Source organism: Microbacterium sp. AK009, from assembly GCF_013410955.1.
Taxonomy (GTDB): domain Bacteria; phylum Actinomycetota; class Actinomycetes; order Actinomycetales; family Microbacteriaceae; genus Microbacterium.
In genome coordinates this window covers 27225-49145 of record NZ_JACCCG010000003.1, presented here as the reverse complement: position 1 = coordinate 49145, position 21921 = coordinate 27225, and the positions used below count along the sequence as shown (strand labels likewise).

General features: G+C 64.7%; 23 protein-coding genes. 10 read left to right on the top strand and 13 right to left on the bottom strand.

All coding sequences use genetic code 11. From position 1 onward, the window contains the following. Positions 1–2: 2 nt before the first annotated feature. The 9 genes from HDC37_RS06810 to HDC37_RS06770 form a co-directional block, all read right to left on the bottom strand. Positions 3–635: a bifunctional 4-hydroxy-2-oxoglutarate aldolase/2-dehydro-3-deoxy-phosphogluconate aldolase gene (locus tag HDC37_RS06810; protein ID WP_179559666.1), complete on the bottom strand. Its 633-nt coding sequence runs from the start codon at positions 633–635 to the stop codon at positions 3–5. A gap of 20 nt (positions 636–655) precedes the next feature. Then, on the bottom strand, positions 656–1558 hold the full coding sequence (locus HDC37_RS06805; protein WP_179559665.1) for a PfkB family carbohydrate kinase: 903 nt from the start codon (positions 1556–1558) through the stop codon (positions 656–658). Beyond that, positions 1555–2292, bottom strand: coding sequence for an SDR family NAD(P)-dependent oxidoreductase (locus HDC37_RS06800; protein ID WP_308472126.1), 738 nt, complete (start codon positions 2290–2292; stop codon positions 1555–1557). The genes HDC37_RS06805 and HDC37_RS06800 overlap by 4 nt, the downstream gene beginning before the upstream one ends. After that, on the bottom strand, positions 2289–3479 hold the full coding sequence (locus HDC37_RS06795) for a glycoside hydrolase family 88 protein (protein ID WP_218869467.1): 1191 nt from the start codon (positions 3477–3479) through the stop codon (positions 2289–2291). The genes HDC37_RS06800 and HDC37_RS06795 overlap by 4 nt, the downstream gene beginning before the upstream one ends. Continuing rightward, positions 3476–4474 carry an MBL fold metallo-hydrolase gene (locus HDC37_RS06790; RefSeq protein WP_179559662.1) on the bottom strand — a complete coding sequence of 333 codons (999 nt, stop codon included), beginning with the start codon at positions 4472–4474 and terminating at the stop codon, positions 3476–3478. The genes HDC37_RS06795 and HDC37_RS06790 overlap by 4 nt, the downstream gene beginning before the upstream one ends. A gap of 2 nt (positions 4475–4476) precedes the next feature. Further along, on the bottom strand, positions 4477–5271 hold the full coding sequence (locus tag HDC37_RS06785) for an enoyl-CoA hydratase/isomerase family protein (RefSeq protein ID WP_179559661.1): 795 nt from the start codon (positions 5269–5271) through the stop codon (positions 4477–4479). A gap of 36 nt (positions 5272–5307) precedes the next feature. Further along, positions 5308–6234: an ABC transporter permease gene (locus HDC37_RS06780; protein ID WP_179559660.1), complete on the bottom strand. Its 927-nt coding sequence runs from the start codon at positions 6232–6234 to the stop codon at positions 5308–5310. Positions 6235–6380: 146 nt separating this feature from the next. After that, a complete protein-coding gene (locus HDC37_RS06775; RefSeq protein ID WP_218869466.1) occupies positions 6381–7883 on the bottom strand; it encodes a sugar ABC transporter ATP-binding protein in 1503 nt (500 codons plus the stop codon). Positions 7884–7949: 66 nt separating this feature from the next. Continuing rightward, positions 7950–8981, bottom strand: coding sequence for a substrate-binding domain-containing protein (locus HDC37_RS06770; RefSeq protein ID WP_179559659.1), 1032 nt, complete (start codon positions 8979–8981; stop codon positions 7950–7952). Positions 8982–9062: 81 nt separating this feature from the next. Between HDC37_RS06770 and HDC37_RS06765 the strand changes: the two genes are divergently transcribed. Genes HDC37_RS06765 through HDC37_RS06750 form a run of 4 tightly spaced genes read left to right on the top strand, consistent with a single transcriptional unit; the run spans position 9063 to position 13248 of the window. Next, the gene (locus tag HDC37_RS06765; RefSeq protein ID WP_218869465.1) at positions 9063–10067 is read left to right on the top strand and encodes a dihydrodipicolinate synthase family protein; all 1005 of its coding nucleotides are present in this window, start codon (positions 9063–9065) and stop codon (positions 10065–10067) included. Further along, positions 10064–11209 (top strand): galactonate dehydratase, encoded by a 1146-nt coding sequence (gene dgoD, locus HDC37_RS06760; RefSeq protein ID WP_179559658.1) that lies wholly within the window; start codon positions 10064–10066, stop codon positions 11207–11209. Before HDC37_RS06765 ends, dgoD begins: the two co-directional genes overlap by 4 nt. Before the next feature lie 34 nt (positions 11210–11243). After that, positions 11244–12485, top strand: coding sequence for a CaiB/BaiF CoA-transferase family protein (locus tag HDC37_RS06755; protein WP_179559657.1), 1242 nt, complete (start codon positions 11244–11246; stop codon positions 12483–12485). Positions 12486–12495: 10 nt separating this feature from the next. Continuing rightward, positions 12496–13248 carry a FadR/GntR family transcriptional regulator gene (locus tag HDC37_RS06750; protein WP_179559656.1) on the top strand — a complete coding sequence of 251 codons (753 nt, stop codon included), beginning with the start codon at positions 12496–12498 and terminating at the stop codon, positions 13246–13248. A 368-nt stretch (positions 13249–13616) separates the two neighbouring features. Here HDC37_RS06750 and HDC37_RS06745 read toward each other — a convergent pair whose 3' ends face one another. Together HDC37_RS06745 and HDC37_RS06740 are read right to left on the bottom strand one after the other, a co-directional pair. After that, positions 13617–14084: an SRPBCC domain-containing protein gene (locus HDC37_RS06745; RefSeq protein WP_179559655.1), complete on the bottom strand. Its 468-nt coding sequence runs from the start codon at positions 14082–14084 to the stop codon at positions 13617–13619. Further along, the gene (locus tag HDC37_RS06740) at positions 14081–14422 is read right to left on the bottom strand and encodes a helix-turn-helix transcriptional regulator (RefSeq protein WP_179559654.1); all 342 of its coding nucleotides are present in this window, start codon (positions 14420–14422) and stop codon (positions 14081–14083) included. The genes HDC37_RS06745 and HDC37_RS06740 overlap by 4 nt, the downstream gene beginning before the upstream one ends. Positions 14423–14854: 432 nt before the next feature. On the opposite strand from HDC37_RS06740, the gene HDC37_RS06735 reads away from it, so the two are divergent. Both HDC37_RS06735 and HDC37_RS06730 read left to right on the top strand, forming a co-directional pair. Next, complete coding sequence (locus HDC37_RS06735; protein ID WP_179559653.1) at positions 14855–15157, top strand: hypothetical protein; 303 nt, start codon at positions 14855–14857, stop codon at positions 15155–15157. Between the two features lie 158 nt (positions 15158–15315). Continuing rightward, positions 15316–15654, top strand: coding sequence for a hypothetical protein (locus HDC37_RS06730; protein ID WP_179559652.1), 339 nt, complete (start codon positions 15316–15318; stop codon positions 15652–15654). A 68-nt stretch (positions 15655–15722) separates the two neighbouring features. On the opposite strand, the gene HDC37_RS06725 is transcribed toward HDC37_RS06730, so the two are convergent. Together HDC37_RS06725 and HDC37_RS06720 are read right to left on the bottom strand one after the other, a co-directional pair. Further along, entirely contained in the window at positions 15723–16610 is an 888-nt protein-coding gene (locus HDC37_RS06725) for a phosphotransferase (RefSeq protein WP_374939157.1), read from the bottom strand. 234 nt (positions 16611–16844) lie between these two features. Continuing rightward, positions 16845–17621, bottom strand: coding sequence for a hypothetical protein (locus HDC37_RS06720; protein ID WP_179559650.1), 777 nt, complete (start codon positions 17619–17621; stop codon positions 16845–16847). 301 nt (positions 17622–17922) lie between these two features. Between HDC37_RS06720 and HDC37_RS06715 the strand changes: the two genes are divergently transcribed. The 4 genes from HDC37_RS06715 to HDC37_RS06700 all read left to right on the top strand — a co-directional run bounded on the left by HDC37_RS06715 (position 17923) and on the right by HDC37_RS06700 (position 21296). Further along, positions 17923–18639 carry a TetR/AcrR family transcriptional regulator C-terminal domain-containing protein gene (locus tag HDC37_RS06715; protein ID WP_179559649.1) on the top strand — a complete coding sequence of 239 codons (717 nt, stop codon included), beginning with the start codon at positions 17923–17925 and terminating at the stop codon, positions 18637–18639. 169 nt (positions 18640–18808) lie between these two features. Further along, entirely contained in the window at positions 18809–19468 is a 660-nt protein-coding gene (locus HDC37_RS06710) for a hypothetical protein (protein WP_179559648.1), read from the top strand. A gap of 56 nt (positions 19469–19524) precedes the next feature. Further along, the gene (locus tag HDC37_RS06705; protein WP_179559647.1) at positions 19525–20325 is read left to right on the top strand and encodes a DUF2382 domain-containing protein; all 801 of its coding nucleotides are present in this window, start codon (positions 19525–19527) and stop codon (positions 20323–20325) included. A gap of 371 nt (positions 20326–20696) precedes the next feature. After that, positions 20697–21296, top strand: coding sequence for a hypothetical protein (locus HDC37_RS06700; RefSeq protein WP_179559646.1), 600 nt, complete (start codon positions 20697–20699; stop codon positions 21294–21296). The last annotated feature ends 625 nt before the right edge of the window (positions 21297–21921 follow it).

Here is a 21921-nt window from a genome sequence, read left to right as displayed (position 1 = left end):
GATCATGTTCCGGTTCGGGCGTCATGGATGGCGTCGAGGAGACGGGCGGCCGTGGCACCGGGATTGGCCGACCCGGTCAGGGCAGATCCAATGCCGACCGCGGCCGCTCCAGCTCGAATCCACTCCGGAGCCGTCTCAAGGCTCACCCCGCCAGTGGGCACGGTGGTAAGCCACGGCAGGGCAGTCCTCACTTCCCGCAGCACGGCGGGCGACCACAGCGATGCGGGGAAGACTTTGACCGCAGTCGCGCCCGCAGCGACCGCGGTGACTGCTTCGGTGGGCGTCGCGACACCCGGAAGCACGTCAATACCCGCAGCGATAGCCGCCTGGACCACAGAGGCATCGAACGCGGGCGCGACGATGAATCGCGCTCCCGCCGTGACCGCCGCCGTTACATCGTTCACGCTCAGCACCGTGCCCACGCCCACCGCGACATCATCCGGGGCAGCAGCGGCCGCCGCGCGCACGACATCGAGCGCGTTAGGCGTGACGAGGGAGACCTCTACTGCGCGGATTCCCGCCTCCAAGAGCGCATCCACGGTCGAGGCGGCATCGTCCGCGGTGCGGGCGCGGACGATCGCGACCACTCCCTGACCGCGAATGACGTCCAGAGCGTTGCTTGGGGCGGATGTCATATGGGTACCCTCCGTTTTCGTTAACTGGGTGTTTCGGCGGGAAGGTCGCCACGGATGGTGACGACACGTGCGGCAGCGGCAGCCGCCCGGTTGAGGACGTGGCGCAGTGGCGCGTCCTCGAGGACTGCCGCGATCAGCGCGGCGGCGAACGCGTCGCCGGCCCCTACGCTGTCCACAACATCAGAACCCGCCCGGTGTGCTGGTTCGGTGAGGCGCTGCCTGCCGTCGTACGCGATCGCGCCGTCAGCGCCGCCTTTTTCCACCACCAGGCGCGCTCCTTGTTCAAGGAGTGTCGCCACAGCTCTCTGCTCGGATGTTCCGGCCAGCAGAGCAAGCTCGGTCGCATCGCCGATCGCAATGTCGATCTGACCTCGCAGCGGTGCCAGTTCTCGGGCGAAAGCTTCAGCCGGCGCCAGCGCTGGGCGAAGGTTCGGGTCGACAACGACAAGGGCGCCGGTGCTTCGGGCGAGCTCCACAGTGCGTCGGACGGCTGCAGCTGCTGAGGCGGAGCGGACGGCGGTCACGCCGGAGACGAAGACGACATCGACCTCGTCGGACCATACGGCGTCAACGTCGGTGGGCTGAAGCGTCTCCGCTGCGGCGCCGTGGCGCAGATGCATCGCCTCTCCCCGGGTCGCGCCCCCTGTGGTACGAATCAGAACCCCGGTTGGCCGGTCCGGATCGCGTGAGGCGTGAAGGTCAACCCGCCACGCGGTGAGCTGCCGCGCAACCGCGTCGCCCAGCGCGTCGGAACCCACGCGAGTGACGAGCTTGGACCGGTGACCGGCGCGGACGAAACCGACGGCGACGTTGACTTCAGCTCCGGAAACGATCCGTTCAAACCGGTTTGCGCTAGCCAGGGGTGCGGTCTCGGCAAGAAACACCGCCAGCGCCTCACCCACCGTGAGCAAGAGCCGGGTCACGTTGCGACCGTCGTAGTCTGACCACCGTCGACCGGGATCGCGACGCCGGTGATGTAGGACGCGGCGTCGCCGGCAAGAAAGAGGACCACCGACGCGATCTCATCCGGGCGACCGAAGCGGCCGAGCGTCGCTTGACGCTCCGCTAGGGCACGGTCAGCGGAAGTCCCTGTGTCCCACACCCGAGTGTCGATCGAGCCTGGCAGGACGGCGTTCACTCGGACTTCCGGCGCATAATCGAATGAAAGTTGCCGAGTCAGCGCGACGACCCCACCCTTCGCCGCAGCGTAAGCCGGATGCGCCGGCCAGGCCAGCAGCGCGTGCACACTTGCAACGTTCACAACCGCCCCGCGCGCGGCGGTGAGGGTGTCGTGAAAGGTGCGCACCGAGCGGTACACCCCGCCGAGGGTGACGTTGAGAGTGGCTTCCCAGTCCGAAGCGGGAAGTTCATCGGCACGCGCGACGGTGTTGCGATAAGCGTTGTTCACGATCACACCGGGCGGGCGGTGCTCCGCGCGGACCTCATCGGATAGTACCTGCCACGAGGTGTCGCTTCCCACGTCCAACCGGTGCGCTGTTGCCCTTCCGCCCGCTGCTGTGATGCCGCCCGCGACTTCCTTTGCCGCACGGATGTCCACGTCGGTCACCAGCACATCATCACCCTCCGCCGCGAAGGCGCGGGCGGTTGCCGCGCCGATACCGTGCGCCGCACCGGTAACGAGCACGACGCGGGTCACGTCCCGGCCTCTTCCGCATCTGCCACCAGCGCAAGCAGCGCCGGTCCCTGACCCCACGGCACGACATACCCGCGCGGAACGGCCGCGTAATGTTCGGGAACGGTGCTGGCATAAACCGCGGCGGACACCTCCCGCAATTGCCCATTGCCGTCGAGGGACGCAAGCACCGCGGACCGGGCCGCCACCGCGGAACCGGCCAGTACAGTGCGGTCACCGACCCCCAATGCGATGGCTTCGCGCATGGCGTGAGCCATGAACGCGGCAGTGGAAAACTCATCCCCGGAGTCTGCTCGGTCGACGATCACCTCCCAGTGCCCATCCAATCGCTGCAGCTGTGCCATCCGCTCGAGAAGTCGGGCCGCGGCGTCGGCAAGCTGGAGCTCGTCTCCGTCGAAACGCCCGTCGCCCCCCGCCTCGCGGCGGGCTCGGAGTTCGATCACCACCTCCAGCAGCCCCAGAGCCGCCCAGCCCTGCCCCCGACCCCAACCCGGACCGAAGGATCCTTCTTCACCACGGAGCACGAAGTGGTCGAAGAGCCCGTCGTCGCGTTGCAGAAGTCGAATGTAACCGAGCGCCTGCATCACACCGTCCGCCGTCAGCTCGTCGTCTTGCGCTACACGCCCAAGGGCGGCGAAGAACGGCGGGTCAAAGTGCAGGCAATCGACGAACACGCCTGGCGGTGGCGCTTCGACGAGGGACCGGTCGCGGGCGGTCACCGGCGGATTACCGTAGGGGGCAAGAATCGGCGAGGCGTCCCACGTCTCGTACACGCCGTGCAACGTGCGCCGCTGGCGGAGAAACTCAGCAAGTGGAATCAGGGTGTTCATAAGTTGCCAGTCACGGTGCCGCTCGGAGAGGAGCGTGAGGGCGCGGCCGGGGACTGTGCAGTCCAGACGCGCGAAGGGGCGGGATCTGGTCGCCCACGCGCGGCCCCATCCGTGCGCGAAGCGTTCCCACCGGTCCAATCCGAGCCGTTCTGATGCGGCGATCAGTGCTTCGAATGCAACCGAATCCCCGAAATCCCACGTCTTGAATTGCAGATCGAGGAGGGCGTCCGCCACCTGCTCCGCCAGCAGAGGGGTGTCGGAATGCTGCCGTGCGGGTCCTGCGCGGCGGGTATCGCGCAGCGCGGCAGCTGCGTCAGCTTCGGCGACATAGTCGTCGACACCCCACGCCACCCCGCTCATGCGGTCGCCCACACCGCGACGCCGCCGCGAGCACCGGTTCGCCGGATCCGGCCGGCGACGAGGTGCCGCTCGAGGTGTCCGGCGACGGGGAACGCTAGTGCCCCCTCCGTCCCGTCCACGGGCCAGTCCCCTACTGACGGGTTGAGGAGGGAAAGAAGCTCCGCGAATGTTAACCCGTCGGTTGCCGCCGTCAACACCTCGAGAACCTGCTGATCGAGACGCTCGGCGAACCGACGGCTGACGGCCAGGAACTTGCTCGCGTCTGTTCCGCGCATTGTGGGGTAGTGCGCAGTGAGCAGCAGTTCCCGGTTTTTTTCTTCGAGCCGAGCGATCGTCGTGAGATAGTCGTCAACGTACCGATAGGTGGGCGGGAACGCGGTCGTCCCGTCGGCATGCTTCACGGAAGCGCCCAGCACCGCATCCCCGACCAGAACGGCGTCCGCCGACTTGACGTCCACCGCGAGATGGCCCCGCGTATGACCGGGAACGGCCACGATCTGGACTACGCGCCCGCCGAGGTCGATCCATTCTCCGTCGGCGGCTGGACCGTCGAGTCGAGTTTCCCTCGTCACGTCCCGGCACCATGCCAGGACGGCGGGATCTTCATCCCATCCGTAGGGCTCACGGAACTCTCGAGCGCGGTCGGCGAGGTAACGGTCGAAGTTCTCGATAAGGGGCACATCCGCTTCACCGGCAACGATCCGGGCATGTGGGAACACGTCACGAGCATCCGCTACTCCGCCGAAGTGATCAACGTCGCAGTGAGAGACAACGACGGTCGTGACCTCGGCCGCGGTGCGGCCGAGTCGAGCCAACGCCGGCAACACGTATGCCGGGATCGTCCCATCGACGCCGGTGTCGTACAGAAGCGTGCTGGTCGCGCCAGCGACTAGGTACAGGCTGGCGAAACGATCACCGAGGGGTGTGTCGATGCGATAGATGTCGGGGGCGACTTCGACGGGCTCGACCGTCTGCGGGGAGGCTGTGTCGATCATGGTCATCGACCCTTGAAGATCGGTTGCCGCTTCTCAGCGAACGCGGTTTGTCCCTCTTTCGCGTCCTCGGTCAGCATCAAGTAAGAGAATGAGTCGTTCTCCACCAGTAGTGCCGCGTCGAGACCAACGTTTTGCGCCACGCGCACCATGTACTTTGTGCGTTGCGTCGCGATGGGAGACTTTTCGGCGATCGACTGTGCAAGCTCGACGGCACGGTCGACCAGTTGTTCGCGGTCGACAAGTTCTTGCACAAGTCCGATGCGGTACGCCTCGGAAGCGTCGATCCGATCGCCGGTCAGCAGCAGTTTTGCCGCGTGACCCGGACCGACCAGACGAGTGAGGAATTGCGTCTGCCCCGATCCTCCGTGCCAACCCCAGCGGATCTCTCCAGCCCCGAAAGAGGCATCCCGGCTGGCGATCCTGATGTCACAGCCGCTGGCCATCTCAAGTCCCCCCCCGATGCAGTACCCGTGTACCGCAGCGATCGCCGGCTTGCGGAGCAGCCAGACCGCGCGCGCATAGTCACTGCGATTATCGAAGCGATTTCGGTAGCTCCAGTTATCGCCGTACTCGTCCAGGTCAGTGAGGTCGCTTCCAGCGCTGAAAGCTCGGTCCCCGGTGCCGCGGAGCACCACCACCCGGATGTCGGGGTTGTTGTTGATCTCGAAGATCAGGTCGTTCATTTGGTGGTCCATCGCGACAGTCATCGCGTTGAGCTTGGCGGGCCTGTCAATGACGACGTGTGCGAGATGTCCATCACGTTCGAGGCGCACGTTTCCGGTGGCGTGGTCAGTCATCCGAGACGTTCCTTTCGATTTGGAGAGTCGTTAAGATCACGCGGGCATTCCTACGGAACGCTGGCCGCTGCGCCGCTGTTGAATCACCACTGCGACAACGAGCAGGGCGCCCTTGGCGACGTTCTGCCAAAACGAGTTCACTCCAAGTACCGTGAGACCGTTTGAGAGGACGCCCAGCAGAATGACGGCCAGCACGGTGCCGGCAATGCTGCCTTTGCCGCCGGTGAGGGCGGCGCCGCCCAGTGCGGCCGCGGTGATGGCGTCGAGCTCGAGCCCTTCGCTTCCGGACACCGGTTGCCCGCTCCCTGTCCGAGCGGTCAGCAGCACGCCGGCGAGTCCGGCGACTGTTCCGACAACGATGTACACACCGACGATGTACCGATTGAGGTTGATGCCGGACAAACGGGCGGCGGTGGGGTTGCCGCCGATAGCGTAGATGTTGCGACCGATGTCGGTGTACTTCAGGACCAGGAAGGCCACCAGCGCGACCAGCAGGAATATCCAAATCAGGACAGGCAGACCCAGGAAGGTACCTCGGCCAAGAGCCGTGAAGACGGGGTCATCGCCGGTGTACCCCTGCGAGCGGCCCCCGGAGAGGATCTGAGCCAACCCCTTGTATGCCGCGAGGGTGGCGAGGGTGGCGATCACCGCGTTCACCCGCCCGTACACAATGATGACGCCGTTCAGCGCGCCACAGGCGAGGCCGACCAGCAGCGCTGCTCCGATACCGACGGCCGAGGATGAAGTTGCGGTGAAGACCATCGCAGTGACGACGGACGTAAGCCCAGCCATCGATCCCACCGAGATGTCCAGACCACCGAGAAGGATGACGAGCGTTTGCACGACGGCGAGAATGCCGAAGACGGTTATGGACGTGCCGATGGCGAGCAGGTTCTGGTAGCGGAAGAAGTTCGGGTCCTGAGCGCCGATGATCGCCACGAGAAGGACCAGGGCGATGAGCAAGCTAAGGTTCTGAACCCCAATCCGGTTAAGCACCGCCCGGAACGGGCCGACTCGGCGTGGGGGTTGACGCTCCGGACCATGGTTTTCCACGGCGGGATCAGTAGTGGTAGTGGACAACAGTGTCTCTCCTAATCGGCATGTGGGAGCTAGGCTGCGGCGGGTTCCGCGTGCGGGAGGGCGAGTGCAAGGATGGCTTCCTCGGTCGCTTCGGTGTGGTTGAGTTCTCCGACGATTTCGCCGCCCTGCATGACGAGCACTCGGTCGGCCAGCCCAATCACCTCGGGGAGTTCGGAGGAAATGACGAGCATGGCGACGCCGGACTGCGCCAGTTCATCGATGACGGCGTAGATTTCTGCTTTCGCTCCGACGTCTACTCCGCGAGTGGGTTCGTCGAGGATGAGAACTTTTGGTCGGCGAGCGAGCCAGCGCCCGAGGACGACCTTCTGCTGATTGCCGCCGGAGAGCGTGCGTACTTCTGTTTCGATGCTCGGCGTGCGCACTCGCATACGTTGGACCATTCCCTGTGCGATTCGACGCTCTTCCCCGCGGCGGATGATTCGGAACGGGGACAGCCGATCGAGGATGGCGAGGCTGAGGTTGTCACGAACAGATCGCTGCATAAGCAGTGCCTGGGCTTTTCGTTCCTCCGGAGCCAGACCGATTCCAGCGCGGATCGCGTCTCGGGGTGAGCGGAGGGTGAGTCGGCGGCCTTCCACGGCCACGGTTCCGCTTCGATGGGGTAAGTCGGCGACGAGTGTGCGGGCAAGCTCGGATCGTCCGGCTCCAATCAGGCCGGCCAACGCGACGACTTCTCCGGCATGGATGGTGAATGAGACATCGTGTACCAGATCGCTATCAAGCTTTTCCACGCGGAGGACCTCCGCCCCTCCGGCCACCCGAGACCTTTGAAAAAGGCTGCCCAGATCACGACCGACCATCATCCGGACAAGTTCAGCTTCGGTCGTGTCGGCCAGCGCGCGGACACCGACGAGTCCCCCGTCGCGAAGGACAGCGACGCGGTCGGCGATGCGGAAGATTTCCGCCATTCGGTGCGATACGTATACGATCGCGGCGCCTTCGGCGCGGAGCCGGCTGATGAGTCGGAAGAGCGCGTCGACTTCTTGCTCCGTGAGTGAAGACGTCGGCTCGTCGAAAGCGATCACGTCCGGCCGATCGACGAGGCCCCGGAGAATTTCGACGAGCTGTCGTTGCGCGGGTGATAGTGCGCTACCCAGCGCATCTGCCTCGAGGACGCTAGCGAACCCGTACTCAGCCAGCACTGCTCGTGTGGCGTCGGAGAGCCTGTTGGCAGAGAAGACTCCGGCGCGAGTAGGCAACTTACCGATGAAAATGTTCTCCCCGACTGTGACGTGTGACACGATTTCAGGTTCTTGCGCGATGACACGGACGCCGCGGCGGCGGGCATCGGTTGAGGAGCGGAAGTGAACCGGGTCACCGTTCAGCGAGATGGTGCCAGCATCCGGCGCATAGTCCCCGGAGAGTATCTTCAGCAGCGTCGATTTTCCTGCGCCGTTTTCTCCGAGTAGGGCGAGGACTTCGCCGGCTCGGATCTCAAGATCGACCCCGCGGAGCGCACGGACTCCTGTGAAGCTCTTCGTCAGGTTGCTGATGGAAACTGTGGTGGTCAAAACCGACTCCCTCGTCGTTCAGGACGGTGGGGTGGACGCGGCACGCGTCCACCCCACCGAGATGTGTCACGTGCAGACGACGCCTTCGTCCTCCCAGTTCTCGGGCGTGACGATAGTCGTATCCGCGATGGTGTTGGCGGGAAGCTCGGTGCCGTTCTGGACCGCGTCGACGAGAACTTCGACCGCAGCCCGGCCGACATCTACGCCGCTGATGAAGAGCGCTGCCTTGTTCCCGGATTCCACACCTGCCTGCCAGTCTTTACAAGTGAGATAGGCACCGAGACCGACGCCGATGATGTTGTCAGGGCTGAAGCCGGCGTTCTGCAGTGCGGTGACCGCGCCCGTTTCCGACTCATCGTTGCAGCCAACGACAACCCAGTTCTCGACACCCTGGTTGCCGGTGATCGCCGCTGCAGCTTGATCCTGCGAGTCAACGTTCGAGGCGTCAGATCCGACAATGACCCGCTCCAGATCGACTCCCGTCGCCTCAGTGAACGCATCGTATGCGCCGTCCACACGATCCTCACAGGTCTGGAGGTCTTGCTTGCTCACGCTCAGGAACCGAGTGTTCTCAGGCGTCCAATCAGTTTCGGAGTAGAGGCGAGCTGCTTCCGCGCCGACCTCTTCGCCCATCGCGCGCCCGTCGAACCCGACGAACGGAGCGGGGTTGCCGTCGGCGTCCTCGATGGCGTCGTCAGTAGCGACGAGCGGGATCCCCGCCTCCGCGGCCAACTCAATAACCTGCGGCCCGATCTTCTGGTCAGGGACAACGATGGCGATCGCGTCGTAACCCTGCGAAATGACGGTCTCGAGCTGCGAGATAGCCTCGTTCGCGTCGTCACCGACGTTGATTGCTGTGACCTCCGCACCCAGCTCAGCGGCAGCTTCCTTCGCCCCTTCCGCCTGGTCGATGAAGTACTGCTGATCGCCCTGCTTCTGGATATAGGCGATGCGAATTGTCGAGTCGTCGCTTCCACCTGCACTGGTGTCGGCGGTGTCGTCGACCGTCCCGCACCCGGCCAATGCCACGACGAGACTCAGGACGCCCGCGGCGGCGGCACCCAAGGCCGCGCGGCGGGTCTTGCGCTGTGACTGCATGTTGCTCCTTTGCGAACAGTTCGTGCGGCGCGCTTCGGATTCGCGCTCGACTAGGCCAAGAATAAGCATATTATGTGGTTCATGCGCAAGTGGGACCAGGAACAGCGAAAAGACGCACGACGAGCGCCGTCGAACAGCAACAGCGGCGAGAGCATGCGTCGAGTAAGCGGCGTGTGTCCCGTGGTGGAAACCCCGTTCACCAGCGCCGGCCACGTCGATGCGGCCGCTATGGCGGGGCTAATTGATCACCTGGGGTCGATCGGGACGCCGTCGGTCATGTATGCAGGGTTCGCGTCGGAGGCACTCAAGCTCACTGATGATGAACGCGACGAACTGACACGGTTGGTGATTGACCGTGCCAAAGGTCACGGCATGCTCGTCGTCGCGTCCGTCAGCGATCACGCCACTCACGTCGCCGCGCAGCGAGCGGCGCGCTACGCAGAGTGGGGAGCCGACCTCATCAACGTACTGCCGCCGTATCTGCTCGCTCCGTCCGCGGCGGCGACACGCACCCATGTGCGGACGCTTCTGGACGCCGTCGCGCCGACGCCGGCGATTCTGCAGTTTGCACCTGCTCAGACGGGCACGGCGATGGACGCGGCCACGATCGCCGAGCTTTCCAGCGCTGCCCCAAACCTTGTCCAGGTCAAGGTGGAGTCCGCGCCGCCTGGACGGCTGATCGCCGCACTCCGGGACACTGCACCAGACCTCGACTGTCTCGTGGGCTATGCGGGACTGCAACTACCCGATGCGCTTCGCCGCGGCGCGGTTGGAGTTCAGCCGGGATGCTCATTCACGGAGCTTTACCTCGACTTGTGGCTGCGGTGGACTGAGGAAGATTTCGACGGACTCGCCGCACAGCACTCCCGGCTGCTGCCGTATCTCTCCTATTGGATGCAACACGTCGAGCTCGTCATTGCGGCCGAGAAACGAATCTCCTACCTTCGCGGACTGATCCCCACCGACGCGACTCGAGGCCCGGGGTGGGTCCTTGACCGTGAAGAGCTTGAAATGATTGACCGCTTCGTCGTGGTGTTCGAGGACGACTTTGCTCGGTGGGAGAGGCAGACGGCGGTCCGATCGTGAAAATCACCGGCATTCGCACTTACCGGGTTCCTCCCCGGTGGCTTTTCCTGAAGATCGAGACCGACGGCGGGTACCACGGCTGGGGGGAGGCAGTCTTGGAAGGCCACGCCGCCGGCGCGGAGGCAACCACCAGGGAACTTGCTGACCTGCTCATCGGTCGCGACCCCCGACGAATCAACGACATCTGGCAGATGTTGTACCGGAACGGCTGTTACCGCGGCGGGCCTCTTCTGATGACCGCTATCTCTGGTATCGACACCGCCTTGTGGGACCTCCTCGGCAAAATTCACGCCACGCCCATCCACGCACTTCTTGGCGGCGGGCAACGGGACCGAGTGCGCACCTACACGTGGATCGGTGGCGATTCACCCACTGACCTTATTCAGCACGCACTCCACGCGCTTGAACAGGGATTCGATGCGGTCAAATTCAACGCGACGGGCGCGGTTCCGATGATCGGTGGAGTCGCTGCGATCGATGAGACCGTCGCCCGCGTCGGCGCGGTCCGTGACGCGGTGGGGACCCGTCTAGACCTTGCTCTGGACTTTCACGGAAGAGTGCACACTCCTACCACAACCCAACTTCTTCGTGAACTCGAACCGTTCCGTCCGATGTGGGTAGAAGATCCTGTTCCCGCCTCCAACCCCGGTGCCGTCATCGAAGCGGCACGATCCACCTCCATTCCCATCGCCGTGGGAGAACGAGTGCATACTCGCGCGGAGTTCCTCACTCTGCTGGAATCACGAGCCATCCGAATCCTGAACCCCGACCCCGCGCACATCGGTGGGATCTCAGAGACGCTGCGGCTAGCCGGAACGGCAGAGTCATACGACGTCGCCGTCGCGCCGCACTGTCCGCTCGGCCCGATCGCTCTAGCCGCCTGCCTCCAGATCGACGCAGTGGCCTACAACGCGGTCATTCAAGAGCAGAGTCTCGGAATCCACTACAACACCGGAAGCGACCTTTTGGACTACGTCCTCGACTCGCCGTTCGAGTACACCGACGGAACCCTCACTATCCCGACCGGACCCGGACTGGGCGTCGAATTGAATGAGGCCGCGCTCGCTCAGGCGAGTTCCACACCTCACGACTGGCGCGCACCCATCTGGCGACACCCCGACAACTCCATCGCCGAATGGTGACTGGCCACCCCGACCACAATCAAAGGAGATACACATGGACAACACCTCCCCTACACCCGGCGCGCTCGACGGGCTGCGCGTCCTTGACGCCACACAGATGCTCGCTGGGCCACTCGCAGCGACACGACTCGGCGACCTAGGTGCCGACGTCATCAAGCTCGAGTCGCCGCGCGGCGGCGAATTCAATCGCACACATGGATTCGACGATCTCCGAATCCACAGCGAAATGACCACGTTCATGGCCGTTAACCGCAACAAGCGTTCGCTCGCAATCGACCTGAAGAACCCTGCGTCCGGTCAGATCATCCGGGACCTGGTCCTCAGCGCAGACGTGTTCATTCAAAATTTCCGACACGGCACGGCAGAACGACTCGGTGTCGGCTACGACCAGCTGAAGGAGCTCAATCCCAAGCTGGTGTACTGCTCCATCTCCGGGTACGGATCCTTCGGGCCGTATCGGGACCGCCCCGGGCAAGATCTCGTCGTGCAGGGCTACTCCGGCTCCATGTTCTCCGTCGGCAGCGCAGACGACGCCCCGGAGCCTGGTGCACTATGGGCGGCCGACGTGATGACCGGCTACCAAGCAGCCATCGGCATCCTCGCGGCGCTGCAGGCACGCGACCGACTCGGTGTCGGTCAAAAGGTCGAAGTCGACATGCTGTCGATCGTGCTCGACGCGCAACTGCAAGAAATGGTGACCTACCTCAACACCGGCCGCCAACCGCAGCGCACCTCTGAGCCATCCGCACACGCATTCATCCCTGCCCCCTACGGCGTTTACCGTACAAACGACGGCTGGGTCACTATCGCCATGAGCCCGCTGACCGCTCTGGGCGAAGTGCTCAACGACGATTGGCTCCGTTCCCTCACGGACTACAACGACGGGCATACGCATCGCGACCAGGTGTACCGGCACATCCGTCACGCCTTCGAGAACGAGAACACCCAGCACTGGCTTCAGCGGTGCGACGCCGTCAACGTCTGGGCCGGCCCCGTGTATGACTACGCCGACGTCGCGAACGACGCGCACGTCCAAGCCACTGGCATGCTGGTGGATCAGCCCTACGGAGACCACGGCGACTCTATCCGCACGGTCCGCCCGCCGCTGCGAATGTCCGCCACGCCGCCCGCAATCCGACGTGGCGCACCCGCACTGGGCTCAGACACCATCGCGATCCTCACGGAACTCGGATGGAGCGAGCAACGCATCAAAGATGCCGCCGACAACGGTGCAATCGGCGTTAGAAGCGAGGAAGTTATTGGAGCGCAACAGTAGGCTCAGCACCGTGAACACGTTCCGTGCGCGGGGCCTACACGGCCAACTCGTCAACGAGCTCGGCGCCCAGATCATGCGGGGGGACCTCGAACCTGGAACAACCATCGATCCGGACCAAGTTGCTAACGACTTCGATGTCAGCCGCACCGTCGTACGTGAAGCCCTGCGAGCCCTCACCGCGAAAGGACTCGTCGGTGCGCGGCCCCGCTTCGGAACGTACGTGACGGAACGGAACCGTTGGCACCTCCTCGACGCCGACGTCATGACATGGCGGGCCGGCGATGACCCCGACCCCCGCCTGGTGACCGAACTTGACGAAGTGCGCCTCGTCATCGAACCCGCCGCCGCGCGCATGGCCGCAGAACGCCGCAGCGAAGGACAGCTTGCGCGAATCGAACGAGCCTGGGAGCAGCTCGAGAAGTCCTATCGCGGCGATCAGCCCGACCGACCCGATCACGCCGACGCAGACCTCGAATTCCACCGCTCTATTCTCACCGCCGCGGGAAACGAACTCCTAGAACAATTCGAGGTGGTTCTGGCCCCCGCCCTGCACGCGCGCGACCGGCTCGCGCAGCGTCATATCACCACGCTTGCCTTTCTCGATGCCCACCGCGCAGTGTACGACGCAATAGCCGCCGGAGACGGACATGCAGCCCAAGCCTGCATGCACTCCCTGATGGAACTCTCCGCCAGCGACACCGCCTCGGCGCTCAGTCGCAGCGCCAACACCAACGCGACCAACACTGGCTCGCGCGGAGCCTGAGCGCGTACCGTCACCCGCTCACCGTCGGCTCATACGGCCAGGCAGACCGCCGTCGAACTCGAGATTCGCTCCGCTCCCGCCGGGCCGCCCGTGGCCAGCGGGCAGTCCCCGACGACGCTGCCGCGTTGCAGTGCCTCAACCTGGCGACCCGCTCACGTTACTCGACAGGTCAGGGCAGAGCCCGCTGGGCGTCGAGGTGGAAGCCCGCGCTTAACGCGTTTGCGATCGCCTTCGACGGCCGAATCAGTTTAACCATGCGCTCGGCCAGATCCACCGTCAATAGGACAGACCCGCCGGCAGCCCGACGGTAGGGTGATCGAGGTCGGTACGCCACCCGGGAAGGTGCGTCAGCCGAACATGACGACGGCTTACTGTTTCGCTCGTTCAGCTTTCGGCGGGACGGGGTACCCGTCCATGGTCGGGTGCTCGGCGAGGTGGTGTGCGATGTGTGGGAGCTGCTGTCGGAGGTAGCTGCGCCATCCCAGTCGCAGCAGAACAGACAAGAACAGTCCGTTCACGCCTCGGAGGCCGTCTTGGGTGATGGTGACGGTGGTTCCTCCTTCTGGAGTCGGGGTGAGTGTGTAGGTGACGATCATGTCTTGGCCGCCGCCGCTCCATCCGAATCTCACCCGCCGGGGCGGGTCGGCATCCAAGACGATTCCGACCGAGCGGCCGTCCCAGGAACCCTGCGGGTTGTCCTGGAACCAAACCTCCTTGCCCGGGACGGGTTCGAAGTTAGTGTCCAACCACCATTGCCGTATCGCGTCGCGATCGGTCAGCGCCCGCCACACCACGTCAGGGGTGTGGCGGTAGGTGCGCCGTTGGGTGATCTTCATTCGTCCTCCTGGTGGGGATCCGGGTGCCGTTGGTCAAGGTAGATGGCGAGTCGTCCGGTGAGGCCCTGCCACGTCGCGACGGTGACGGTCAGCCAGGAGGCCACCTCCGCGAGGGGGGCGAGCTCCGCTCGATAGCACCGCTTGCGTCCGACGGCGGTGGGCACCACGAGGCCGGCGCGGTGCAGGACCGCCAGGTGCTGCGAGGTGGCGGGATAGGTCAGCTGAGCGCCCGCCGCGATGTCCCCGACCGCGAGACTGCCCGTGGTGAGGAGCAGGTCCAAGATCTCCCGACGTTTCACGTGGCTGATGGCGTTCCACACTCGTTCCTCTGCCACCATGACGCGAGCATAGCTACATTTGCAGCATCTTGCAAATGTAAGGGTAGGGATCGCGAGTACGGCGCGAGCGTCTGGCTTTGTTGGCGGGCACCCATCGATCACTGTGGTCTGGTGTGACACCATCTTTGAGCGGGCGTCGCAAAGCTCGAGGGGTGTCCAGGTTGGGAGTGATTCCCTCGCCAGGGAGGGTCTCACCTTGCGGTACGTGTTGGGCGACTTTGACATTGACCTCTATGTGCGGGCGTGGTTGCGGCATCTGGCGACAGGAGACGTGAGTCGGTGGGATCTTCTCCATGCCGCGGCCGATGATCCGCCGTCCGGTGGGTTGTTCCTGATCAGTAACATCGGCTTGAACCCCGGTTTTGCCCTAGCGGCGCGTGAGCAGCTTGTGCTCTACGCCGTGCTCGCGGTGTATCAGGACCGGGATTTGCGATGGGTGAGCAACCTTGGGAAAGCATCGATCAGCACCTTGCCCACGCGTTCGAGTACGCAAACAAGCTCGGGCGTTCCGGGGTGGCCCGCGTGCTGCTGGAAAGGATCGCCGATCGGAGCACCGCCCCGCGGCTGCCGGAGTATCCTCTGCTTCCGGCCCCGTCACCCGGTAATCCGGCGAAGCTGGCTGCCCATGACAGGCAGGTAGCCTTCGCGGTGGACCGTGACATTCGAGCGGCGGCGCTTCTCGACCCGGATATCTCCCTAGACAGTATTCTCCTGGGCCAGGATCTGCCGGAATGAGTCCGCCGCCAGATGACTGCTTCGCACTTTTTGGATGAGGTCCCGGCGGTCTCTCGCCTCACGAGACGAGGCCATAGACTGACGCTGTACGCAGGACGGTTTGGCTGCGTCGTCTCCCACTTACGGCTCATCGGCGGGGCCTGAACGAAGCGTGAAACATGGGGCATCTGATCTATGGGGTCGCTCCGGCGATCCGTGTTAATGATCGGGCGTTGCGGCATTTGCAGGCGGTCGTTCTGGCCAAGCTGCGCCGCAATGAGAGTTTCAGTTTCGAGTGGGAGTCTGAGCCTGACATCGACGGTGACGATGCGATCAAGAAGGGTGGCGACTTTGGGGCGGTGTGGATTTCGCAGGGCGCGTCGCTGTACTTCAGCTACGACAAAGCCCCCGATGACTCATTGAACATGGCATGGCTGAAGCTGCTCAGCGAGACGGTTGCGAGCACGGGACGGCTTCGGCTTCTCCCCGAGCCGGGCGCACCCGCACCCAGCCGGTAACCCGACCGGGTGAGCATCCCAGCGCCCCGGACGGAGAGAGCTACCGCATCTATCGCGCCCGGGTTCGTTTAGTCGGGGTTGATGTCGGTGTTCGTGAGAAGGCGGTGCAGGGTGGTGTCACCGAGAGCGGCCATAGCGGGGTTAGTGGCGCGGTAGTACCAGACCAAGCCGATGGCTTGCACGAACGCCCACGCGGCGCCGCGGGCCCATTCCACCGGGCTGGACTGTAACGCCCCCCGCAGCACGGTGCGAGCGGGGTGGTCGAGAAGGTGCCACCCGCAGACGAGGTCCAAGGCGGGGTCGGCCGGTCCGAACCAGCCGGCATCGAGCACCCCGCATAGTTGTTCCCCGTTGACGAGGAGGTTGAAGGGGGTCAGGTCGCTGTGGGTCATCAGGTGCGGACGGCTAGGTGGCAGGGCACGGAAGTACTCCCACAGCTCCCGCAACGGTTGCGGATCCATGAGGGGGGTGACCTGGGTGATGCAATGCGCGACCCAGGCATCGTGATCACCGAGGTTCCCCCCTCTTCCCCGCCCACGAAACCGTCGACCTTTCACCGGGGTGTGGCGGAGGGTGTGGATGAGCTCGGCGAGGTCGAAGGCGATACTGGCCGAGTCCGCGACACTGGTCGGGGTGGTCACATCCCCGGGCACCCAGGTCTGCACCAGCCACGGCATCGGGTACCCCGCGGCGGGGTGTCCCAGCGCGACGGGACGGGGAGCCGCGACCGGGCACACCCTTTCGAACTCCGTCAGGGCGGCCGCCTCTTCCCGGATCGCTCGGTGGCCCACCGCGGGGGTGGCACGTTGTCGAGGGAACCGGGCGGTAAGGGTATCGCCGATCCGGAAAATCGTGTTCACCGTCCCGGCGCCGCCGACGGGGGTGATCTCGAGGTGTTCCCAGCGGGGAAATTGTGTCGTGATCAAGGCCCTGGCGGTGCCAACATCGACAGTCACCTCATCGGCATGCACGCTCACTCCTTCCTCCCAAAGTGATGGAGACAATGACAGCTCGCGACCGCCTCGTCAACCACACCCTTGGAGTTGACTCGCGGGCGATATCAGCGTCGGGATGCGTTGAGGGGTCCCCTCTCCCCTGATCGTGTAGTCGGTTTGCCCGACATCCATAAGGCGGTCAACCCGGGAGCGGTGCCCCGCGATGGGGACGCTCCCGGGCTGACCACGTCTGAGTTACGGGCGAGGGGGAAGCGGGGGACGCTGCGGCTGTTCGCGGGTGGCATACTGCACCCGGTTCGCTGCCTGCTGCGCCTGCTCACCCACGGTGGGGGAGGTTTGTGCTTCCTGCTGGATCTTGGGGGCTTCCTGCTCGGCCTTGGTGAGCATCGCTTCCCATCGCTGCTGCATGGGCTTGATCAGTCCGCCGCCGGCGCCGACGATGATGACACCGGCGATGATTGCGAGCACGGCGATCAGGATCGGGGTGGTGACCGTGGTGGCCACTTCGATCTGGTTCAGCGCGGCGGTGACGCCGAGGAACAGGATGAACACCGCCACGATGTTGGCGAGCACTTTGCCATAGGACAGCCCGCTGAGGGTGTTCTGGATCAGGGTCTTCGCGCCCGCCGCGATCGCTGCCGCGATCACGATGATGATGATCGCCACAATGATCTTGGGTAGGAACGCGATGATCCCTTCCAGCAGGTCGCTGACCGGGTTGGGGCCGAAGACACCGAACGCGAACTGCAGCACGAACAGCACCAGCGTGTAGTACACGATCTTCGCCACGATGTCGGAGGCGTCCAGCTTCGACTTCGCCAGCGCGCCTTTGATTCCGCCGCGTTCCACCAGTCGATCGAAGCCGACCTTTTCCAGCAGCTTCTCCAACCCTTTCGATAGGAGCTTTGCAACGATCAGACCCACGATCAGGATCAACAAGAACAACAAGAACAACGGCACGAAGGCGAGCACGGCCGCCAACGCGTCCTGGAGGGCGGGGAGAGTATTCATTTAGCGGTTTCCTTCGAGTAACAGCGCACGGACACCCGCACGCACTGTGAAACGGGGACGATCATCCGCGTGAGGTGCGCTCTAAGACACGCCCTCGCTGGGGAGATCGCCTCCCTCGATTTGCGCTTACGCCGTAAGCATGGCGGTCGCAGGTGAGTTCAAAAACCGCATTGACATCGGCGATCTCGACCCGGTAAAGGCGCTTCGCATGTGCTGCCGGAGCCTGCTCGACAAGAGGATCAGGTCGGCGGTGTGAAGCAACCCGCGCCACGGAGCGGTCGGATGGGTGGAGAGTAGGACGATGGCAGGGACGAGGAAGAACACCGCGGATGGCAAGCCGGGGGGCCGACTGAGCCGAGACCTCATCATCACCACCGCGCTCGCGCAGATCGATCAGTCCGGCGCGCAGGGGCTGTCGATGAGGTCTCTGGCGCAGGAGCTCGGCGTGGAGGCAATGTCGCTGTACCGGCATGTGCATGGCCGTGAAGATCTCCTCGAGGGGATCGTGGCGCTGCTGATGCGAGACCTCACCACAGGCCTCGACGAGGACCTCACCGTTCATTGGCAGGGCTTCCTGCAAGCCATGGCGCACCGTGTCCGCCGGATCGCGATCGCCCACCCCCATGCGTTTCCGCTGGTCGCCACCCGCCACCCCGCTGCGCCGTGGCTGCGGCCACCGCTACGCAGCGTGGACGTCGTGGACACCTTCCTGGCCACCCTCCTCGGTCACGGGTTCACCGACTCTCAAGCGGTGAATGCCTACCGTGCGTTCAGCAGCTTCCTCCTCGGTCATTTGCTCCTAGAAGCCGCCGTCCGCGGCGCCGAAACTAGCCCCGTCGAAGAACCCCTCGACGAAGGAGACGCCGCCCTCCCCGAACGGGACGGCCGCGTCGACCTCGACAACTTCCCGGAAGTCAACCGCCTCCGCCCTCTGCTGAGCGAAGATCGCGCGGCCGAGGAATTCGAGATCTCCCTCGAAGCACTCCTGGACCGCCTCAACCACGAACTCACCCAATAATCGGCCACCCCAGCCAGCGGCCGGGGGGACGCCCCGACGGACGCGCGACAAGATGCAGGTCGGACGTCGCACCAGTTGCTTACGGTGTAAGCGGGCGAAGGGTACGCGGAAACTGTGGTGCGGGCAACCGGGCTCCGTACACCGTGGTGCGCCGCTTACCTTCGGGGGCATGAGCAGCCATGACACTCCTGACCGGGCGCCGGGCGCGCCGGTCTATGACGCCACCTCAGACAGCGCCGCCGTCCATGTTGAAAAGACACACACCGCTCGACACGGTGTGGTGGAGCGGGAGAAAGCCGAGTTCGGGGGCTTCAAATTCGGTTCCGCGTTCTTCGGGTGGCTCACCGCTATGGGCACCACCGTGCTCCTCACCGCCCTGGTCGCCGCGATCGGTGGAGCGATCGGGTTAGGCACAAACACCAACCCCACCGAAGCCGCCGACGCCGCGGCCAGTGACCCCGGCACCGCCACCGTGGTCAGCGCGATCGTGATCGGCCTCGTCTTGCTGATCGCGTACTTTGCCGGCGGGTACGTCGCCGGCCGGATGGCACGGTTCAGCGGCGCCAAGCAGGGCATCGCGGTGTGGTTGTGGGCGATCGTGATCGCCATCGTCGTGGCCATCATCACCGCCATCGCCGGCGCCCAGTGGGACATCCTGGGAAACCTGCAAGGGTTCCCCCGCATCCCCGTTACCCCTGAAACCGCGACCACGACCGGCATCCTCACCGCCATCGGCGCCGCCCTCATCACCCTCCTCGGCGCCATCCTCGGCGGTCTCGCCGGGATGCGGTACCACCGCAAAGTGGACCGCGTCGGCCTCGGCCGCTAACCCCTCCCCCATGATCCTCTCGCCGCGACACCTCTCTCCTGAAAGGAAGCACACGAATGATCAGTGAACAGAACATCGCCAGCCTCATCGGCGGAAACGTCACCGATACCGATGGTCACAAGATCGGAACCGTCGGACAGATCTACGTCGACCCCGACACCGGCCGCCCCAACTGGGCCACTGTTGTCACCGGCCTGTTCGGCACCTCCGAGTCCTTCGTCCCGCTGGACCGGGCCGACGCTACCGCGGACGGGGAGCTGCGGGTCCCCTACTCGAAGGACGAAGTCAAAGACGCCCCCCGCGTCGATACCGACACCGACCTCACCGACGCCGAAGAAGATCAACTGTATGAGTACTACCAGGTCAGCAGCGCCCCCGCCGACGACGCCGACACCTTCAGTGGCGGTGGCATCGGCCGTGAAGATGCCGGCGCGTACGCGTCTGCGTCAGACGGGTACGACACCTCAGGGCCGACCACGGATGACGCGATGACCCGTTCCGAAGAGCAGCTGCGCGTGGGCACCGAACGGGTCGAGACCGGGCGGGCCAGGCTCCGGAAGTACGTGGTCACCGAACACGAAACCGTCACCGTGCCCGTCACCCGAGAAGAGGTGCGCCTCGAGCGGGAACCCATCACCGACGCCAACGCCGACGACGCCCTCACCGGTCCCGACATCAGCGAGGAAGAACACGAAGTCGTCCTCACCAAAGAACGCCCGGTGATCGACAAAGAGACCGTTCCCGTCGAACGCGTCCGACTCGACACCGAGGCCGTCACTGACACCGAGACTGTCGACGCCGACGTCCGTAAAGAACGAATCGAACTGGACGACGACGCCCGCCCCATGGACCGCTAAAAGCTCGCTAGGTGATGATCCCCCGGGGTGGACCCCTCCCTGGGGATCATCCTCACCCGGCGGGCGACAAACCCCGCGTCCGCCAGACACGGGCGGACGCGGGGTGATGCCTGTGTACGCGCGACCGCGTCCGCCGTGACCACGCTGGCGGCTGTCCGAGCACATCGACACTCCCGTCTCGATCCAGGCGATCACCAGAAACGTGCAGACCGCTTGTGCCGGGCCCCACCCGTGGGGTCCAAATGCCGCGGGTAGGACGAAAGTCCTTCCCGCAATCGCGAATCTGTACGACTGTGAACACCTGATAGCCCCCATTTCGCGTCACCGGCCCCGCACGCAATCGCTTCCCCTGGTCGGAAGGAGAAGGCCGTTTGCTCTACATCCTCGGCGACCTCGACATCAATAACTTCGTTCACGCGTGGCTACGCCACCTGGCCACCGGGACGCCGGAAGCAGCGGACCTCCTCCATGCCGCCTCCGTCGACCCCTTCTGCGGCGGACTATTCCTGCTCCGCAACATCGGTCCCCAAAAAAGGACCTCCTTCGCGGCAACAGAACAACTCATCCTCTACGCCGTCCTCACGGTCTACCAAGACCCCACCCTGCCCTGGACACAACAGCCCTGGCAAGGAACCCACCACCACGTACAGCACGCCTTCGCCCACGCAAATACCCTCGGCCGCGCAGGCGTCGCCGCCGCACTCCTCACCCGAACTGCCGAACGCAGCAGCCGACCCTCCCCTGGAAGCCGCCCCCCGCCACCAGGTTCTTCTGTCGATGACCCTCCCCGGCCGACTGCGTTTGAACAGGAGACAGTGAGCACCTTCGACCGCGACGTCGACGCCGCCACTCTGCTCGACCCCACCATCTCCGTGGACAGCGCTCTCAAAGATCAAAGTCCCAGAGCCGAGGACCTCTCGCGCCGGTCAATCATCCACGTCGCGCCTGGGACCCATGTGTGGCGGGAGTGACTACTCTTGAAAGACCCGGGGTTTCTCTTTGTGGTATCGCTCGTCTGAGGACGTACGCGAGCGGTGTGGCCGGTTTCCCCCTGAACACACCTCCGGTATGCATTGCCGGTCGTGCGTAACGATTCCCTCCGGCCGACACTCTGAACGCCCTCTCGGCACCGGGCCAAGACGAAACCGCCGCGGACGTCACCCCCGTCACCGCAACACCGGCTCCCACCGCACAACAGGGCACCCGCTGAGTCGCCGTGGATCCCGAGATCCGCGAGAGCCTCGCCTGTCGACACTGCATCACTGCACTTGCCAGCCCGAGCGCGGCTCCGACGATGATGGCTATGACAGCCCGAGGGACACGCAGGTCGTCACGATGAGGTGTTCCTTACGGCCGCTCAAGCCGTCGCCAGCGACACCTCAGCCTCCCCGCGATCTACGCGACGGCACGCGCCCACGGTGACGATGACGACGTCGCCGGCAAACAAAACGAGCCTGGCCGCGGACCGCTGAGCTTCGGCTCGAGCGACCTATCTCGCTACAGCCAAGGACGACTGACAACTCTGCGCACGAACTGTCCACGCCGTCATCGAATCCGCGGCCTGGACTGGCGCTCCAAGCGCCGACGATGGGGCAG